The following is a 15,800-nucleotide window of genomic DNA, read 5'->3' on the forward strand; positions in this document are numbered from 1 at the left end:
CGTTGGCTATCTTCCCCGCACCCCCGGCAGCGCCGGCGGGTCGACGCCGCGCCATGAGCGCAGCGTTCGCTTTTCCCAGTGTGTGTATCGTTCGGCCCCGGCGGCGCCGCCACAAGTGGCGCTACCGGGCTCGTCCTATCCGCTTCTCCCTTCTGAAACACCTTGCAAAGGCCGCCTTGCTTCACCTCGTCAGCACGGAGCGAGACAATGCCCGGCTCGCCATGACGATTAAGGATTGCCCATGCAATTGCCGCGTTACACCGCCACCCAGATCGGCTTTCACTGGATCAGCGCGCTGCTGGTGTTGCTGATCATCGCCTTGCCCTACGGCAGCGGCCTGGTTTTCGAAAGCCTGCTGGGCGGCCGGGGCGAGGTCTTCACCCTGCACAAGTCCCTGGGCGTGACGGTGCTGGCGCTGACCGTGCTGCGGTTGTTCTATCGGGGTCGCAAGGTGCCGGCCCAGGCGCTGAAGCCTGAGGAGTCGCTCGCCCAGCAGCGCGCCGCCAAGGTCGGTCATGGCCTGCTCTACCTGCTGTTGCTGGTGATGCCGATTTCCGGGCTGATGTTCGGCAGCCGGCCGTTCAGCCTGTTCTGGCTGGTGGAGATCGGTCCGCTGCCGCTGTCCTCGGACGTGCGCGGCATCGCCAAGGAGGTTCACCTGATCAGCCAGTACCTGCTGTTCGCTCTGATCCTCGGCCACGCCGCCATCGCGCTGTGGCACCACTACGTGCGCCGTGACGACGTGCTCAAGGGCATGCTGCCATTCCTGCGCTGATCTCCGTCAACGGGCAGGGCGCCTAGGCGCCGCTGCCCACGATGCGCAACCCGCTCTGACCGTTGCCCTGGCGTTGCACCTGGATCTGTACCGGGATGCGCTCGTGCATCTCCGCCACGTGTGAAATCACCGCCACCTTGCGGCCCTGGGCCTGCAGCGAATCCAGCGCGTCCATGGCGATCTGCAGCGACTCCGGGTCGAGGCTGCCGAAGCCTTCGTCGATAAACAGCGACTCGATCTTCAGCTTGCTCGAAGCCATCGAGGCCAGGCCCAGCGCGAGCGCCAGCGAGACGAGGAAGGTCTCGCCGCCCGACAGCGAATGCACCGAGCGCAGCTCGTCGCCCATCTCCGTGTCCATCACCAGAAGCCCCAGCGGGCTGCCGCCGCGCTTGAGCCGATAACGCCTGGCGAGCTGGCGCAGCTGGACGTTGGCGTGCTGCACCAGCAGGTCGAGGTTGTAGGCCTGGGCGATCTTGCGGAAGGCGCCACCGTCGCTCGAGCCGATCAGGGCGGCGATGCGGCCCCAGCGCTGGCTTTCGGCGGTAGCGTCGGCGATTTGAGTCAGCAGGGCCTGGCTCTGGTTGCGCCGCCGATCGTCGTCGAGCAAGGCAGCACGAGTCTCGGTGCTGCGCTGCTCGGCCTGATCGCAGAGGGCTTGCTGGGCGCTGAATTGCGCCTCCAGGGTTTCGGCATCCGTGGCGTCCGGCTGTTCGGCGCGATGGGCCGTCAGCCGCTGTTCGCAGCCGTCCAGGCGTTCGCGACCTCGGGCGAGCTGCTCGGTGTTGGCCCGCAGCCGCTCGCGTGCTTCGGCCAGCAGCGTGTCGTCCAGTTGCAGCAGCTGCGCCAGGGTCGCATCGTCCAGATCGGGGTGCGCGGCGCGCCAGGCGGCGAGTTCTTCGGTCAGGGTGCTGCGTTCGGCCAGCAGTTCGTCGCGGCGTTGGCTGCAGTTCTGCTGCTCGCCGGCGAGCCGGGTCAGCTCGACGCGCGCCTCGTTGAGTCGCCTGTCCACCTCGGCCTGCTGTTGCCGGGCGGCCTGGATCGCGGCTTCGAGCCGCTGCTGCCACGCCTGGGCGCTGGGGTGCTCACCCAGACATTGGCGCAGGCTCTGGCGGCAGGCGTGCTCGCGACTTTCCAACGCGACGAGGCGGGTGCTGCACGCCTTGTGCTGATCGAGGCGATGCTGCTGCTGCAGCTGCTCGCGTTCTAGCGCGGTCTGGCGCTGTTGCCGTTCTTCGGCCAATGCCGCGTGCTGGTCGATCTGCTGGCGCCGAGCCTCGACCTGGCCGTCCAGCTGCATGAAGGTCTCGGCGGGCGCCTCGCGCCAGCGCGCGAGTGAGGCGGCAGGCAGCAGGCTGGCGAATTCCGCCAGTTCCTCCTCGAGCCGCTCGTTGTCCCGTTCGATGGCGTCGCGCTGCCCGGCGAGCGCCTGGTTGGCCTGGGCGCTCGCGTCACGGGCGCTCTGCCAGTCACGGTGCAGCGTTTCGCTGCGCTGTTGCAGCCCGAGCAGCTCGCGTTGGCGGGCATTGGCGGCGGCGATGTCTTGCTTGAGCGTCGCTATCCGGCTGTCGAGCCAGGACAGGCGCTCAGTGTCCGGCTGAGCCAGCAGCTCGGCATGGCCGGCCAGGGCCGCCAGTTGCGGCTCCAGCCTGGCCAGTTCATCGGCGATTTCCGCCTGCCGCTGGGCGTTCTGCTTGATACCGGTGGAGAGGGCGATGTGCTGATCGCGCAGGGCCTGGAGCTTTTCATCCTGGACCTTGAGCTGACGCTGCGCCTGCTCGACTTCATGCTCGTCCTGCTGATCGAGGGCGGCGAGCAGGGTGGCGCCGTCATGCCAGGGGTGCTCGGCGCTGCCGCAGACGCTGCAGGGCTCGCCCGGTACCAGCGCCGCGCGCAGGGCCTCGACATTGGCGCTGCGGGCCAGACGCTGGCGATCCAGCAGCGCCTGCACCACCTTGAGCGCTTTCTCCGCATCGTCGCGCTCGCTGCGTGTGAGCTTGCCGGCCTGGGTCAGTGCATCGAGTTCGACCTGCTGGCGGTTCTGTTCGCTCTGCAGGGTTCGCTGTTGGGTGGCGAGCTGCTGCTGGCGCGACCAGAGGCCGTGCAGGCTTTCGAACTGGCGTTCGGCTTCGCGCCAGGATTCGAGCCGGGCGTTGAGTTGCGCCAGCTGTTCGCCCAGGCCGGTCTCGCCGCCGATCTGCGCCTGCAGTTCATCGAGCGCGCGACGCGCGCTGGCCTGTCCGGCTTCGGCCGCCTTGGCATTGGTTTCCAGCGCCGGCAGTTCTCCACGGCCTTGGCGCAGGCGGGCAGCGATCTGCACGGCCTGCTGCAGACGCGGCCGGTAGCCACTCCAGGCAGCGCAGAGGGGCTGCAGTTCGGCGCTGCGGGCGAGCTGGTCGGTGAGGGCGCCGAGCTGTGTGGCCGCCTGTTCCTGCTGCTGGTGCAGCTGGGTCAAGGTCGTCTCGCCGGCCGTGCTCGCCGCCTCGGCCTGTTCGGCCTGTCCGCGAGCTTCACGCAGATCGTTGGCGAGATGGCTCAGGCGCTCCTCTTCGCTGCGCCCTCGGGAAAGCTCCGGTTCGGCGGTCCTGATGGCCTGTTCGGCGGCCGTCAGTGCCTCGGTCGAGGCCTGGCAGGCCTGTTCCAATTCCTTGAGCCGATCCTCTACCACCGCATGCTCACGGCCATGGCGGGCCAGGGTTTCGTCGACCTTCGCCAGCAGCGGCGTCAGTTCGCGCTCGCGGAGGAAGCGGTGGCGTTGCGGCGCCAGCTGCTCGAACAATCCGAGGATGCGTCGGGCGTCGGCAAGGCCTTCCAGCTCGGTTTCGGCCTCGGCGAGCTGTTGCCGTGCATTGTCGCGCTCGCCTTGCAGGCGCGAGAGGTCCACCAGCCACTGGCGCTGATGCTTGAGCGCGTCGAGCTGCGCTTGCAGGGCCTTGAGTTCGGTCTGTTGCGACTGGTGTTGCGCTTCCAGCGCCTGGCGCGCCTCGGCGTCCAGGGGCTGCACGCCGCCGGCCTGCTGCTGCAGGGTGGCGAGCGCTTCGCGGGCGCGCTTGGCCGCCTCGAAAGCCGCCTGGCCGAGCCGGCTGTAGAGGCCGGTGTCGGTGAGCTTTTCTAGGAGGGTGCCGCGGTCGTTGTCGTCGGCCTTGAGAAAGGCGGAAAACTCGCTCTGGGCCAGCAGCACGGCTCGGGTGAACTGGGGCAGGGTCAGCCCGAGCTTGGCTTCGAGCAGTTCCTTGAATTCACGTTTCTTGCCGCTGGCCAGGAGCTGTTCGCTGTCCAGGTCCAACAGGCTCTGGCTGCTGGCCTGCAGGCGGCCGTCGACCTTCTCTCGGGCGCGTTTGACTTCCCAGCGGGCGCGGTAGCGATGGCCGTCGACACCGACGAAGTCCACCTCCGCATAACCGCTGCCGCAGCCGCGGCGGAGCAGGTTGCGCTCGTCGCCGCTGCCGATCTCGTCGCTGCCGTCGGGCACTTTGCTGAGCAGCGAGGCGCCGCCGAGCCGCGGCGTGCTGCCGAACAGCGCCAGGCACAAGGCATCGAGGATGGTGCTCTTGCCAGCGCCGGTGGGCCCGGTGATGGCGAACAGACCGGCGCTGGCCAGGGGCTCGGCGCTGAAGTCGATGACCTGCTCGCCCGCCAGCGAGGCGAGGTTCTTCAGGCGAATGGCGAGGATCTTCATCGGGCGTCTCCTTCACCGGTGAACTCGATCTGCTGCAGCAGGCTGGCGAAGTCGTCCAGCGCCTGTTCGTCGGGAGGGTTGCCGAACTGTTCTTCCCAGGCGCGGGTGAAGAGTTCCTGCGGGGTGATCTGGTCGAGGCCGAGCAGTACTTCGGATTCCCCCTCGCCGCGTTTGCCGGCGTATTCGCTGGCGATGCGCACCAGTCGGCAGGCCTTGTTGGTGAGCGCCGTTTCGATGCGCTGGCGCAGGTCCGGCAGCGGCTCGTCGAGTTGCACGCGTACTTCCAGCCAGGGCAGGTTCTCGGCGAACAGGCCCACCGCTGGCAAGGCTTTGAGCTGGTCGATCACTTCGGCCAGCGGCGCGCGGCCGACGCGGATCATCTCCACCGCGCGGGGCACGGGCAGGGGCTCGACGGTGGCGAGCCGGTCGCCATCGAAACTCACCAGCAGTACCTGGTGCGGGTAATTGATCTCGCCGAACGACAGCGGCAGGGGCGAGCCGCTGTAGCGGATGCGCTCCTGGCTCGCGACCCGCTGCGGCTTGTGCAGGTGGCCGAGGGCGACGTAGGCGATGGGCTCGGGGAACAGGTTCGCCGGCAGCGCCTCGGCATTGCCGATGACGATGTTGCGCTCCGAATCCTCGGACACCGCCCCGCCGGCCATGTGCGCGTGGCTCATGGCGATCAGCGCCTGGCCGGGCTGGCGCCGGGCTACGGCGGCGGCGATCAGGTGATGGTGAACGTGGCGGATGCCGAGCATGTAGTCGTCGCCGGCCTCGCCACCGGTGACTTCCGCCGGGCGCAGGAAGGGCAGCGCCAGGCACCAGCCGGCAACCTGTCCCTTGGCATCGTGCAGCGGTACCAGCAGGCGACCGTGGTCGAGCTGGTTTTCCGCGACCCAGCTGATACGGCCGATGGCATGGGCGTTGAGGCGCTTCATCAGCGGGCCGGGCAATTCGATGCGTCCGCCGGAATCGTGGTTGCCGGCGATCATCACGATGTCCAGCTGCGGCAATTGCTCGTGGGCACGGACGATGAAGTCGTAGAGGCGCTCCTGGGCCTTGAGCGGTGGGTTGACCGTGTCGAAGATGTCGCCGGCGATCAGCAGGGCGTCGGGCCGGTGCTGGACCAGCTGCTCGAGTAGCCAGGCGAGGAACTGCGCGTGCTCGTAATCGCGGTCCTGGCCGTGGAGGGTCTGGCCGAGGTGCCAGTCGGAAGTGTGGATCAGGCGCATGGCTTGGGCCTTCTTGATGGATGGGCGGCGCCCCTGTAGCGCGTGGCTCTTGCTTGGGGCTGCTCTGGGGCTGCGGCCGATGGCTCGGCAGCTTCGCGGTCAAGACCGCTCCCACGGAATGGGGTTGCCCTGCCACGAGCGCTGTGTGCGCCTTTCATGAGTACAACCAGCCTTTGAGCGCCTGCAGGTTCTGCACCTGGATCTGTTGCGCGATGGCGTTGGCCTGGACGGTGTTCGGGTCGATCCGGTAGCGCTGCAGGACGTACTGCACCAGCGCGCCGCGGGTGTGCACCGGCAGCTGGCCGTCCTCCATGCCGTAGTCGCTTTCGATGATCGCCTTCTGTTCGGCAGACAGGCGCGCGTCCGGCTCGATGATCACCGTCACCGGAGTATTCCAGGCGGTGTCGTCTTCGCGCGGGTGTTCGGTTTCATCCATCAGGTCCGGCTCGCCACGAAAGCGACTGAGGACGAAGTCGCGGTAGTCGCGGTGCTTCTCGCAGTATGCCCGCACGTGCCAGCGCATGCCGGTGTAGACCAGCGAGTGCGGGGCCATCACACGGATCTCGATCTCGGGCGTGGTCAGCGAGATGTACTCGGCCTCCAGGCGGCGTCCTTCCCGGCAGGCCTGGAGGATCGGGCGCAGGATTTCGGGACGGATGCTGCGGTCGGGCACCTGCAGCAGTTCGGTATGGGCGTAGGCCAGCGCGAGCCCTTCGATATGAGGCGCGCGTTCGCGGTTCTGGTCGAGCAGATGGAGATAGGCGCTGGCGCTGCCATCGATGAACAGCGGCTGGAAGTCTTTGGCCGGCTTGTAGCCCTTCAGGTGGCGGTCATATGTAAGGTTTTTCGGCGCATGCTCGTTCAGGTAAGTGTTGATGTCCTTGGATGCCTGCTGCCGGCTGATGCCGAAGCTCTGCATGAGGTGGCCCGTGGTCAGGCGGCCCTCCCACCAGGCGACCGTTTCGATCAGGCGATAGCGCAGGGCGAGATCCCAGCGAATCTGACTCAAGGACTGCTTTCTTTTCATGCGCCGGAACCTATCCGAAAAGTTGATATGCCTATGTCGAGAGAGTCGACGTGTCGTGTGAAGCTACATATATTCGGGGCGCCGATCAAGCCAAGAGACCTTTTGAGGAGTGGCCCATATGCCCCTGATTCTGAATGCGTTGGTGTTTTCCGCCGGGACCCTTGTGGTGATGGCTTTGCTGGCCTGGGTGGCCTACGCCGAGCGGGAGATCAAGCGTAAATGAGCGACGAGGTCGAGCGACTGGATAGAGCCAGGTCAATGAAAGTGGACAAATCGGAGCCGTCTGTCGGATTTCCGTAACATTTATGTGGTGTATGTCCGTTTGCGTGTGAGCAGCATGGAATCTAAATCAATCGAGCGCGGTCTTTTTGTCAGGTCCGCCGCTCGAGATGCTCCATGAAAACCCTGTCCCGTCACCTTGCCGATAATTTCACCGCGCAATACAACACCTGCGTCGAACCTCAGGACGACGGCAAGTTGATTGTTCGCGTTGGGTATCCCATCAATGGCACAGAGACCACACGGATGATGACCAACGCTCAGGTGCAGAACGAGCTGCTGGTCGAGACCCTGCTGGAAGACATTCGCAACGAACTGTCCCGCCCGCGCTGATCCGCAGTCCCGCGTGACAGACGCCTCCCCTCTGTCCCGATCAGGCGCCCTCCACCTGCTCGTGATATAGCCGCAAGCCCCGTGCCTGATAGTTGCGCAATGCTCTGGGATGATCCAGCGAACAGGTATGCACCCAGACTCGCTCGCAGCCGGCCCAGCCCCATGCCTGCTCGATGGCATGGCTGAGCAGCGGCCCGCCGAAACCCTGTCCGAAGAACTGCTCCACCAGTCCGAAATAGAGAATCTCCACTTCGTTGCCCTGACGCTGCAGCTCGTAATAGCCGGCGATCGCGCCGCGGTGGTAGGCGACCCAGGTGCGATGGTCGGGGTTTTCTATCTGGCGTTGCCACTCGGCATCCGGCAATGCCAGCTTGTCGGTCCAACCCCAGGGATCGCCGACGAGCTGATAGAGGAAGCGGTTGAAGGGGTACTGCTGGAGTTCACATTCGACGACGGTCAGCTCCGCTGGCAGCGGCTTGGCCTTCAACTCGGTCGAGGAGGTCATTTCCAGGTAATAGGTGATCAGCGGCTCCATGGCGCGACCTTGTGCGGGATACGGGTTGGCCAGTGTGTCACAGTCGCTCGCGCAGCCGCTCGCGGAATGCCGCATCCGCCTCGCGTCCGCGGCCGGCGGCCAGGTTGTCCAGCATGTGACGCGGATTTCCGGTGCCGGGGATCACGCAGGTCACGGCGGGATGGCTGAGGGCGTACTTGAGCAGCAGTTGTGGCCAGCTCTGGCAGTCGTAGTCGCTCGCCCATTCGGGCAGCGGCTCGCGCAACAGGCGTCTCAAAAGGCCACCGCCGCCGAAGGGACGATTGATCAGCACGGCGACGCCACGTTCTTCGGCCAGCGGCAGCAGGCGCTGTTCGGCAGTGTGTTCATCCACCGAATAATTGATCTGCAGGAAGTCCAGCGGCTCGGCTTCGAGAATCGCCTCGACCTCGCCATAGGCGCTGGCGGTGTAGTGCGTGATCCCGATATAGCGGATGCGGCCTTCTTCCTTCCATTGGCGCAGGGTGGGCAGGTGAGCGCGCCATTCGACCAGGTTGTGGATCTGCATCAGGTCGATCCGGTCGGTGCGATGCAGGTCCAGCGAGCGCTGCATCTGGATCGCGGCGTCATCGCGGGTCCAGACCTTGGTAGCGATAAAGGCCTGGTTACGGGCATCGAGCTTTTCCAGCAACGCCCCGACGGTGGCTTCGGCCTCGCCGTACATGGGCGAGCTGTCGACGACCGAGCCGTCGGCCGCGAACAGCTCGCGCAGCACCTGGGCGCAGTCTTCCCAGTCCTGGCCGCTCTGGGACCGGATGTCGAAGCCGCGGTAGGTGCCGCAGCCGATCACCGGCAGTTGTTCGCCCGTGGACGGTATCGGGCGGCGGCGCATCGGCTGGCTGGTGTTGGCGCTCTGGGCAGCGGAAAAGGGGCTCATGGCATAGAACCCGAAGGCGGCGCAGAGGCGGAGAAATTCGGCGCGGGTGAGCGAGGCATTCATGGGGGCTCCTGTGCTGGCGGCATTGGCTGAACGCAACGGGTCCGGATTGGACCGTCACAGGGCCCAGGTTCGCCCGATACAAATGCAACCTCCGATGTCATCCCGTCGGTGTACCTGAACGGCGCGCGCGTCGGGCTTTCGAATGAACAGCAAAGCCGAGGAGTGAAAGGCATGTACAGCATGATCGAACCCCAGCAGCCGGCCCGGTGGTATCCGAGGATGAATCCGGTGTGGCGCGCCGATGAGTCGCCGCTCAACGACATGGACGATGCCGACAGCGAACTCGACGACCAGGCGCCGGATGAGGAGCAGTTGATCGAGGCGCTGGAAGAACTGGACGAAGGCGCGCCACAGACCAGTGATCCGGCTCAGGAAGCGGCGTTGTAGGCGCTATGTCGTACCCAGGCTAGGCGACGCGGTGCATCCACGTCCCTGTGGGAGCGGTCGGGTACGCCTAGTCTTGACCGCGAATGAGGCGACGCGCTGCTCGGGGGCGGGCTCAGCCGCGGCTGCGCAATGCGGGCGGCGGCAGTTCGAGGCGGACCCGCAGGCCGCCGAGGGGGCTGTCTTCCAGGTGAAGCGTGCCATGCCAGGCCGCGACGATGTCACGCACGATGCCAAGGCCAAGGCCGTGGCCGTCCTGCTGTTCGTCGAGCCGGGTACCGCGACCGAGCACCTCGTCGCGGTGGGACGCGTCGATGCCGGGGCCGTCGTCGTCCACCAGGAGGCAGTAACCGCCAGTGGTTTCGGTGATGTCCAGGCGGACCTGGGCATGGGCCCACTTGCAGGCGTTGTCCAGCAGGTTGCCGAGCAACTCCAGCATGTCTTCGCGATCCCACGGCAGGCGGCAGGCGGGTGGGGCCTGCCAGCGCAGGTCGAGGCCCTGGCGGTGGATCATCGCCAGGGTGTCGAGCAGCGCGGGCAACTCCGCATCGCAGTCGAAGCCGGCCCCCGGGATGGCTTCGCCGGCCAGGCGTGCCCGCGCCAGCTCACGCGCCACGCGCTGCTCGATCAGTGTCAGTTGTTCGCGCACGCTGGCCTGCAGTTCGGGATGGCTTGCCAGCTCCTCGCGCAGGCTCAGGCTTCGCAGCACCGCGAGTGGTGTTTTCAGGGCGTGGCCCAGATTGCCTAGCGCATGGCGTGAGCGCTTGAGACTGTCGTCGGTATGGGCGAGCAGGTGGTTGATCTGTTCCACCAGGGGTTGCAGTTCGACCGGCGCCTGGCTGTCGAGCTGCTGGCGTTTGCCGCGCTGAAGCTGGGCGATCTGTTGGCGTGCCCGTTCCAGAGGGCGCAGGGCCATTTTCACCGCGTAACGCTGCAGCAACAGCAGCACCGCCAGGGCCGCGCCGACCAGCCCCAGACCGCTTAGGCGCACGCGATCGAAGCTCTCGGCGATGGCGGTGTAGTCCTGCGCCACGCTGATGCCGATGGTCTGGCCACCGCGCTGGTAGTCGGCGCGGTAGACCAGCAGGCGCTGCTCGCGCGGTCCGTCGATCAGCGCCTCGCCGAGTCCTGGCGCTTTGGGCCATTGGGGCGAGGCGTCCCATAGCGAGCGCGAACGCCAGGTGCGGTCGGGCAGCGAGATGAGAAAGTAATGGCCGGAAAAGGCGCGCTGATAACGAGGACCGACGCGCTGCATGTCCAATTGCTGACCATCAGGCCCACGGACGATGGCCATCAGTAGCCCCTCGGCCTCGGCCTGCAGGTTCGCTTGCAGGTTGCGTCGCAATCCGGCCTCGAACAGCCAGAGGCTGGTCTGCAGCAGCACCACGCCGACCACCACCAGCGTCGTGACCAGCCCCAGGCTCAGACTGCGCTGGATTGATTTCACGAGGCGTTGCCGGCCAGGCGATAACCCTGGCCGCGGCGGGTCTCGATCAATTCGCGACCGAGCTTGCCCCGCAGCCGGTTGATGTGCACCTCGATGACGTTGGAGTCGCGTTCGGTTTCGGCGTCGTACAGGTGTTCGGCCAGCTGCGATTTGGACAGCAGCTGCCCCGGATGCAGCATCAGGTAGCGCAGCAGGCGGAACTCGCCGGCGGTGAGTTCGACCTCCTGGCCGTCCTTGCGACAGGTCTGACGCGCTTCGTCCAGCGCCAGCCCTCCGGCTTCGAGCAACGGTTGGACGGCCGCCCCCTTGGTCCGGCGCAGCAGCGCCTGGATGCGCAGCAGTAGCTCGTCGGGGTGGAAGGGCTTGGTCAGGTAGTCGTCGGCGCCGGCTTTCAGGCCCTCGATGCGCTCGGCCCAGGAGTCGCGCGCGGTGAGGATCAGCACCGGCGTGCCGAGGCCGCGCTCGCGCCAGCCGGCCAGCACCTCGAGCCCCGGCTTGCCGGGCAAACCAAGGTCGAGAATGATCAGGTCGTAGGGCTCGCTGGCGCCCTGGTAATCGGCATCGCGCCCGTCGGCCAGCCAATCGGTGGCGTAGCCGTGGCGGTTGAACGTCGCCACCAGTTCATCGGCCAGGGGTACGTGGTCTTCGACCAGCAGCAGGCGCATCAGTCATCCACCTCGTCCTTGAGCAGTCGTCCGGTACTGGCATCGAGCTCGATTTCCCGGGCCACGCCTTCGGTCGTCAGCAATTCGATTTCATAGACGAAGATTCCGTCCTCTTCCTCCAGCTCGGCCTCCAGCAGCTGTGCACCGGGATAGCGTTCCATGGCGCGCTGGAACAACTGCTCGAGCGGCTGGATACGGCCTTCGCGGCGCAGGCGCAGGGCTTCGTCCTGGTCCAGATCGCGGGCACCGACTGGCACCGACGTCAGGCTCAGGCAAAGCAAGGCAAGGAGGAATTTACGCATCAACGGGCCATCGTCATGTCGATTCGGTTAGGGGCACCGTACCGCATGGGCGGTCGGTGCCTCATAGCCTACCGCAGGCCGATCAGTCGTCCTGCTGGTTTTTCAGCACTTCGCCGCTGGTGGCGTCGATGTCCAGGTCCCACTGCACGCCGTTGGTGTCGCGTACCTCGACCTGGTAGATGTAACGGCCATATTCCTCTTCCAGCTCGGTGTCCTCGATCTTGCCGCCCGGGTGCTTGGCGAGCGCCGTCTCGTTGAGCTTCTCGAAGGACTGGATGGTGCCGGCATCGCGCAGGCGCATCGCCTCGTCCGGGCCGAGGTCGCGGGCCAGCGCCAGGTTGGCGGTCAGGGCAAGGCTGGCGGCAGTGAGCAGGGTAGTCAGGGTTTTCATGGTTTCGTTCTCCGTCTATCTGGTTGACGATTCCAAGACTACGCAAGGGGGCTTAAGCGAAACTGAATGGAAGGTCAGGTTCGTACCACGGCCGTTTCCGACTTTTACCCAGGGCACGACCGGTCGTGCCGGTGACGGTAACGACGGCGGGGTTTGGTGTTCGAAACAGATGAGCTACCTCACCGGAGGGTGAACCATGAAAACGCTCGTTGCCGCCAGCCTCGTGCTGCTCTGCTTCAATCTGCCCAGCCACGCCCAAGACCTGCTCAAGCCCACCGACCAACAGCCGCTGGTCGAGAACATCTCCGACCAGGCGCTGGAGGCCGACACCGCCGTGACCGCCGAGGGCAAGATCACCGCCATCGATGTCGCCAAGGAAGGGGTCACCATCGCCCATGGCCCGGTCCCTTCGCTGAAATGGCCCGAGAACCGCACCACGTTTCGTGCCCGGCCCGAGCAGTTGCGTGGCCTGGCGGTGGGCGATCGGGTGGCGTTCAGCTTCCAGGCCGACGGTTCGGGCGCCGCCCTGGTGGCGATTGAGAAACGTTGATTCGGCATATTGCGGCGTAGCAGAAAAAAGGAACTCGGCGAACTCGCCCGGCTCGTAAACAGTGTGTCGGCTGTACCTGCAGCTTCGACTTTTTTCTATTCGGAAGAAGGATTACGCCATGTACAAAAAGACCCTGACTGCGGCCTTTGCCGCCATCCTACTCACCTCCGGTAGTGCGTTCGCCGCCGACAAGCCTGGCGCGGACTGGATCAGTATCGAGGAGGCCATCGCCAAGGTGAAGCAGGCGGGCTATACCACCGTCTACGGCATCGAAGCCGACCGCGAAGGTTGGGAAGGTGAGGGCGAGAAGCAGGACGGCCGCAAGCACGAATTCAAGGTCGACGGGCGCTCCGGTGAGCTGACCAAGGACAAGCCCGACTGATCGATCGGGTTTCGACCGAACGGGCTGGCGCACGCGTCAGCCCGTTTTTTTTGTCCCTACGGCAGGGATCGCCAGGTTAATCCTTGTCCTTGTCCTTGTCCTTGTCCTTGCCGCGCCCGGGCAGCACCTTGCTCAGCACCTGTTTGGCCGTCTGCTTGATAATGCCCGCCTGGTTCGGGTCGCCCTGCAACAGGGTCGAGGCGAACTTCTTGGCCTGCTCGAACTTGAAGTGCGGCGGCAGCGGCGGCACGTCGGGGTCGGTCTTGAATTCGATCAGCACCGGCCGGTCGGAGGCCAGCGCCTCTTCCCAGGCGGCCGCCACGGCGTCCTCACGGCACACGTAGATGCCCTTGAGGCCGATGGATTCGGCGAAGCGGTGGTAGGGTACGTCGGGAATGTTCTGCGAAGCCTCGAACTTGGGGTCGCCCTCCATCACCCGCTGCTCCCAGGTCACCTGGTTCAGGTCCTGGTTGTTGAACACCGCGCAGACCCAGGTCGTGTTGCTCCACTCGCGCCAGTACTTGGCGACGGTGATCAGCTCGGCCATGTTGTTCATCTGCATGGCGCCATCGCCCACCAGCGCCACCACGGGGCGGTCCGGGTGGGCGAACTTGGCGGCGATCGCATAGGGCACTGCGGCGCCCATCGAGGCGAGCCCGCCGGACAGCGAACACATCATGTCGGGGCGGATCTGGACGTCGCGCGCGAACCAGTTAGCGCAGGAACCCGAATCGCTGGTGATGATGGCGCGGTCCGGCAGGCGCGGCGACAGCTCGTAGGCCACGCGCTGCGGATTGATCGGGTTGGCTGACTCCAGGGCGCGCTCCTCCAGCGTCTTGTCCCAGTCGGCGCGCCAGCCTTCGACCTTGTCTCGCCAGCTGCGGTCGGCCTTGGGCTCAAGCAACGGCAGCAGCGCCCGCAGGGTTTCGGCCGAGTCGCCGGCCAGGTTCACCTCCATCGGGTAGCGCAGGCTGAGCATGTCCGGCTTCAGATCGATCTGCACGCCACGGGCCTGGCCTTCCTCGGGCAGGAATTCGGAATAGGGGAAGCCCGAACCGATCATCAGCAGCGTGTCGCACTCGGTCATCAGCTTGTAGCTCGGCTCGGTGCCGAGCAGGCCGATCGACCCGGTGACCCAGGGCAGGGCATCGGGCAGCACGGCCTTGCCGAGCAGCGCCTTGGCGACGCCGGCGCCGAGTTTTTCAGCCACCTGCGTCACCTCGTCGGCAGCGCCCAAGGCGCCGGCACCGACCAGGATCGCCACCTTGCTGCCGCTGTTGAGCACCTCGGCGGCGCGCTGCAGGTCCGCCTCGTAGGGCACCACCTTCGGCTGGCTGTAACCGATGCCCGAATGCACGGTGCCATGGGCGCGCGGCGGCTCGCTGTAAGGCTCTTCCTGCAGATCGTTGGGCAGGATGATGGCCGTGACGCGGCGTTCGCCGATCGCGGTGCGTATCGCGCGATCGACCAGATGGCGCACCTGCGCCGGGGCGCTGGCCTGCTGGACGAAGGCGCCGGCGACATCCTTGAACATCGAGACCAGATCGACTTCCTGTTGGTAGTGGCCGCCCAGCGCGGTGCGTGCCTGCTGCCCGGTGATGGCGAGCACCGGCATGTGGTCCAGGCGCGCGTCGTAGAGGCCGGTGAGCAGATGGCTGGCGCCCGGGCCGGAGGTCGCGATGCACACGCCCAGCGTGCCGCTGAACTTGGCGTCGGCCGAGGCCATGAACGCGGCCATTTCCTCATGCCGCGCCTGGATGAAGCGGATCTTGCCGTTGGCCCGGTTCAGCGCGCCGAACACGCCGTTGATGCCGTCGCCGGGGTAGCCGTAGATGCGGCGAACGCCCCACTGATAGAGGCGCTCGACGATAAAATCACCCACTGTCATTGCCATTGGATATCTCGCTCGGTCAGGACTTGAGGTGCTGCGGCCACCCGTGCGGTCGCGCAGGCACCATGGCTCTTCTTGTCTGGACCGGGCGATGTCGTCAGGGTTCGCGGTCATTGCCGGGCTGACGGAGCGTTCTGCTCAATGGCAGCAACCTGGCGCCGCTTCAGCCTCGCCGTGTCTGGCACGCCCGGTGGCATCGACCGTATCGCCGCTGGCGTAGCGATCATGATGGCGCACCCAGTCTGTCAGGTTGTGCCGCGGACCGTTTTCGTTGCGGCCATTGGGCGTCATGTCCAGCAGCACGTAGCTGCCCAGCAGCTCCTCGGCGCCGCGCCCGTAAGCGGAAAAGGTATGGAAGATGCGGCCGTCTTCGTTCCGGTAGAACACGCTGAACCCGGAGAGCTCCTCGCAGACGAACGGTTGCCAGGCGTAGTTGTAGAAGACCTGGCCATCGACGATGTCCTGCGGGTCGAAGGACACCCGGAAGTCGCGGTTGAAGCTGCTGCCTGCTGATGACACCCAGTGGAACCGCCAGCCCATGCGCTGGCGAAACGCATCGAGCGCCGTGAAGGGCGCCCGCGAGACGGCGGCGAAGCTGAGGTCGTGGTGGGTGACGTGCAGCAGCGCACCCTGAACGTGATCCATCTCGAAGGAGCAGCCGACGCAGCCTTCGCTCCAGTCCGGGCCGAACATGAAGTGCTTGATGATCAACTGGCTACGGCCCTCGAACAGGTCGCTCAGCCGCACCGGACCCCGGGCGTCATGGAAGACGTAGTCCTGTTCCACTGGCGTCCAGGGCAGCTCGCGGCGGGCTGCGGCAAGCGCATCGCGCTGGCGGGTCAGCTGCTTTTCCTTGACGAGGTGTTCGGTGTGAGCGGCAAGCCACTCCTGATGGGAAACGATGCGATGGGCCATGTTCGATCTCCTGGTGCAGGCGAGGGGGCGGCGCCCTGATCTGTGGCGCGTTCAGGAG

At 66.0% G+C, this 15,800-nt stretch carries 16 protein-coding genes; 5 read left to right on the forward strand and 11 right to left on the reverse strand.

The features are described from left to right. Window positions 1-241 precede the first annotated feature (241 nt). Complete coding sequence (locus G7026_RS20995; protein WP_181073006.1) at window positions 242-775, forward strand: cytochrome b; 534 nt, start codon at window positions 242-244, stop codon at window positions 773-775. A 22-nt stretch (window positions 776-797) separates the two neighbouring features. Here G7026_RS20995 and G7026_RS21000 read toward each other — a convergent pair whose 3' ends face one another. From G7026_RS21000 to G7026_RS21010, 3 genes are all read right to left on the reverse strand, one after another. Then, window positions 798-4,451 carry an AAA family ATPase gene (locus tag G7026_RS21000; RefSeq protein WP_181073007.1) on the reverse strand — a complete coding sequence of 1,218 codons (3,654 nt, stop codon included), beginning with the start codon at window positions 4,449-4,451 and terminating at the stop codon, window positions 798-800. Then, on the reverse strand, window positions 4,448-5,683 hold the full coding sequence (locus G7026_RS21005) for an exonuclease SbcCD subunit D C-terminal domain-containing protein (protein ID WP_181073008.1): 1,236 nt from the start codon (window positions 5,681-5,683) through the stop codon (window positions 4,448-4,450). The genes G7026_RS21000 and G7026_RS21005 overlap by 4 nt, the downstream gene beginning before the upstream one ends. A gap of 154 nt (window positions 5,684-5,837) precedes the next feature. Beyond that, window positions 5,838-6,710 carry a helix-turn-helix transcriptional regulator gene (locus G7026_RS21010; RefSeq protein ID WP_181073009.1) on the reverse strand — a complete coding sequence of 291 codons (873 nt, stop codon included), beginning with the start codon at window positions 6,708-6,710 and terminating at the stop codon, window positions 5,838-5,840. 396 nt (window positions 6,711-7,106) lie between these two features. Between G7026_RS21010 and G7026_RS21015 the strand changes: the two genes are divergently transcribed. After that, window positions 7,107-7,322 (forward strand): DUF3509 domain-containing protein, encoded by a 216-nt coding sequence (locus G7026_RS21015; RefSeq protein WP_181073010.1) that lies wholly within the window; start codon window positions 7,107-7,109, stop codon window positions 7,320-7,322. A 40-nt stretch (window positions 7,323-7,362) separates the two neighbouring features. Here the strand turns inward: G7026_RS21015 and G7026_RS21020 are convergent, their stop codons facing one another. Both G7026_RS21020 and G7026_RS21025 read right to left on the reverse strand, forming a co-directional pair. Beyond that, the gene (locus G7026_RS21020; protein ID WP_181073011.1) at window positions 7,363-7,857 is read right to left on the reverse strand and encodes a GNAT family N-acetyltransferase; all 495 of its coding nucleotides are present in this window, start codon (window positions 7,855-7,857) and stop codon (window positions 7,363-7,365) included. A 37-nt stretch (window positions 7,858-7,894) separates the two neighbouring features. Beyond that, complete coding sequence (locus G7026_RS21025) at window positions 7,895-8,815, reverse strand: aldo/keto reductase (RefSeq protein WP_181073012.1); 921 nt, start codon at window positions 8,813-8,815, stop codon at window positions 7,895-7,897. 171 nt (window positions 8,816-8,986) lie between these two features. On the opposite strand from G7026_RS21025, the gene G7026_RS21030 reads away from it, so the two are divergent. Further along, window positions 8,987-9,202: a hypothetical protein gene (locus tag G7026_RS21030; RefSeq protein ID WP_181073096.1), complete on the forward strand. Its 216-nt coding sequence runs from the start codon at window positions 8,987-8,989 to the stop codon at window positions 9,200-9,202. Window positions 9,203-9,314: 112 nt separating this feature from the next. Here G7026_RS21030 and G7026_RS21035 read toward each other — a convergent pair whose 3' ends face one another. The 4 genes from G7026_RS21035 to G7026_RS21050 all read right to left on the reverse strand — a co-directional run bounded on the left by G7026_RS21035 (window position 9,315) and on the right by G7026_RS21050 (window position 12,004). Continuing rightward, window positions 9,315-10,646, reverse strand: a complete 1,332-nt coding sequence (locus G7026_RS21035) for an ATP-binding protein (RefSeq protein WP_181073013.1) — start codon at window positions 10,644-10,646, stop codon at window positions 9,315-9,317. Further along, window positions 10,643-11,311 carry a response regulator transcription factor gene (locus G7026_RS21040; RefSeq protein WP_181073014.1) on the reverse strand — a complete coding sequence of 223 codons (669 nt, stop codon included), beginning with the start codon at window positions 11,309-11,311 and terminating at the stop codon, window positions 10,643-10,645. Before G7026_RS21040 ends, G7026_RS21035 begins: the two co-directional genes overlap by 4 nt. Continuing rightward, window positions 11,311-11,613 carry a PepSY domain-containing protein gene (locus G7026_RS21045; protein ID WP_181073015.1) on the reverse strand — a complete coding sequence of 101 codons (303 nt, stop codon included), beginning with the start codon at window positions 11,611-11,613 and terminating at the stop codon, window positions 11,311-11,313. Before G7026_RS21045 ends, G7026_RS21040 begins: the two co-directional genes overlap by 1 nt. Before the next feature lie 82 nt (window positions 11,614-11,695). Next, window positions 11,696-12,004: a PepSY domain-containing protein gene (locus G7026_RS21050; protein WP_181073016.1), complete on the reverse strand. Its 309-nt coding sequence runs from the start codon at window positions 12,002-12,004 to the stop codon at window positions 11,696-11,698. 196 nt (window positions 12,005-12,200) lie between these two features. Between G7026_RS21050 and G7026_RS21055 the strand changes: the two genes are divergently transcribed. Both G7026_RS21055 and G7026_RS21060 read left to right on the forward strand, forming a co-directional pair. After that, complete coding sequence (locus G7026_RS21055; protein ID WP_181073017.1) at window positions 12,201-12,554, forward strand: copper-binding protein; 354 nt, start codon at window positions 12,201-12,203, stop codon at window positions 12,552-12,554. Window positions 12,555-12,672: 118 nt separating this feature from the next. Beyond that, on the forward strand, window positions 12,673-12,936 hold the full coding sequence (locus tag G7026_RS21060; RefSeq protein WP_181073018.1) for a PepSY domain-containing protein: 264 nt from the start codon (window positions 12,673-12,675) through the stop codon (window positions 12,934-12,936). Window positions 12,937-13,012: 76 nt separating this feature from the next. Here G7026_RS21060 and G7026_RS21065 read toward each other — a convergent pair whose 3' ends face one another. Next, the gene (locus G7026_RS21065; RefSeq protein ID WP_181073019.1) at window positions 13,013-14,830 is read right to left on the reverse strand and encodes a thiamine pyrophosphate-requiring protein; all 1,818 of its coding nucleotides are present in this window, start codon (window positions 14,828-14,830) and stop codon (window positions 13,013-13,015) included. 135 nt (window positions 14,831-14,965) lie between these two features. Further along, window positions 14,966-15,742 (reverse strand): DUF899 domain-containing protein, encoded by a 777-nt coding sequence (locus G7026_RS21070; protein ID WP_181073020.1) that lies wholly within the window; start codon window positions 15,740-15,742, stop codon window positions 14,966-14,968. Window positions 15,743-15,800 lie beyond the last annotated feature (58 nt).

Origin of the sequence: Stutzerimonas azotifigens (assembly GCF_013522725.1) — a bacterium.
GTDB classification, from domain to species: domain Bacteria; phylum Pseudomonadota; class Gammaproteobacteria; order Pseudomonadales; family Pseudomonadaceae; genus Stutzerimonas; species Stutzerimonas azotifigens_A.

Coding starts and splice junctions, on each gene's coding strand:
- G7026_RS21015 (WP_181073010.1), top strand. CDS start 7,107: ATGAAAACCCTGTCCCGTCACCTTGCCGATAATTTCACCGCGCAATAC.
- G7026_RS21020 (WP_181073011.1), bottom strand. CDS start 7,857: ATGGAGCCGCTGATCACCTATTACCTGGAAATGACCTCCTCGACCGAG.
- G7026_RS21000 (WP_181073007.1), bottom strand. CDS start 4,451: ATGAAGATCCTCGCCATTCGCCTGAAGAACCTCGCCTCGCTGGCGGGC.
- G7026_RS21005 (WP_181073008.1), bottom strand. CDS start 5,683: ATGCGCCTGATCCACACTTCCGACTGGCACCTCGGCCAGACCCTCCAC.
- G7026_RS21055 (WP_181073017.1), top strand. CDS start 12,201: ATGAAAACGCTCGTTGCCGCCAGCCTCGTGCTGCTCTGCTTCAATCTG.
- G7026_RS21060 (WP_181073018.1), top strand. CDS start 12,673: ATGTACAAAAAGACCCTGACTGCGGCCTTTGCCGCCATCCTACTCACC.
- G7026_RS20995 (WP_181073006.1), top strand. CDS start 242: ATGCAATTGCCGCGTTACACCGCCACCCAGATCGGCTTTCACTGGATC.
- G7026_RS21045 (WP_181073015.1), bottom strand. CDS start 11,613: ATGCGTAAATTCCTCCTTGCCTTGCTTTGCCTGAGCCTGACGTCGGTG.
- G7026_RS21050 (WP_181073016.1), bottom strand. CDS start 12,004: ATGAAAACCCTGACTACCCTGCTCACTGCCGCCAGCCTTGCCCTGACC.
- G7026_RS21030 (WP_181073096.1), top strand. CDS start 8,987: ATGTACAGCATGATCGAACCCCAGCAGCCGGCCCGGTGGTATCCGAGG.
- G7026_RS21025 (WP_181073012.1), bottom strand. CDS start 8,815: ATGAATGCCTCGCTCACCCGCGCCGAATTTCTCCGCCTCTGCGCCGCC.
- G7026_RS21065 (WP_181073019.1), bottom strand. CDS start 14,830: ATGGCAATGACAGTGGGTGATTTTATCGTCGAGCGCCTCTATCAGTGG.
- G7026_RS21070 (WP_181073020.1), bottom strand. CDS start 15,742: ATGGCCCATCGCATCGTTTCCCATCAGGAGTGGCTTGCCGCTCACACC.
- G7026_RS21010 (WP_181073009.1), bottom strand. CDS start 6,710: ATGAAAAGAAAGCAGTCCTTGAGTCAGATTCGCTGGGATCTCGCCCTG.
- G7026_RS21040 (WP_181073014.1), bottom strand. CDS start 11,311: ATGCGCCTGCTGCTGGTCGAAGACCACGTACCCCTGGCCGATGAACTG.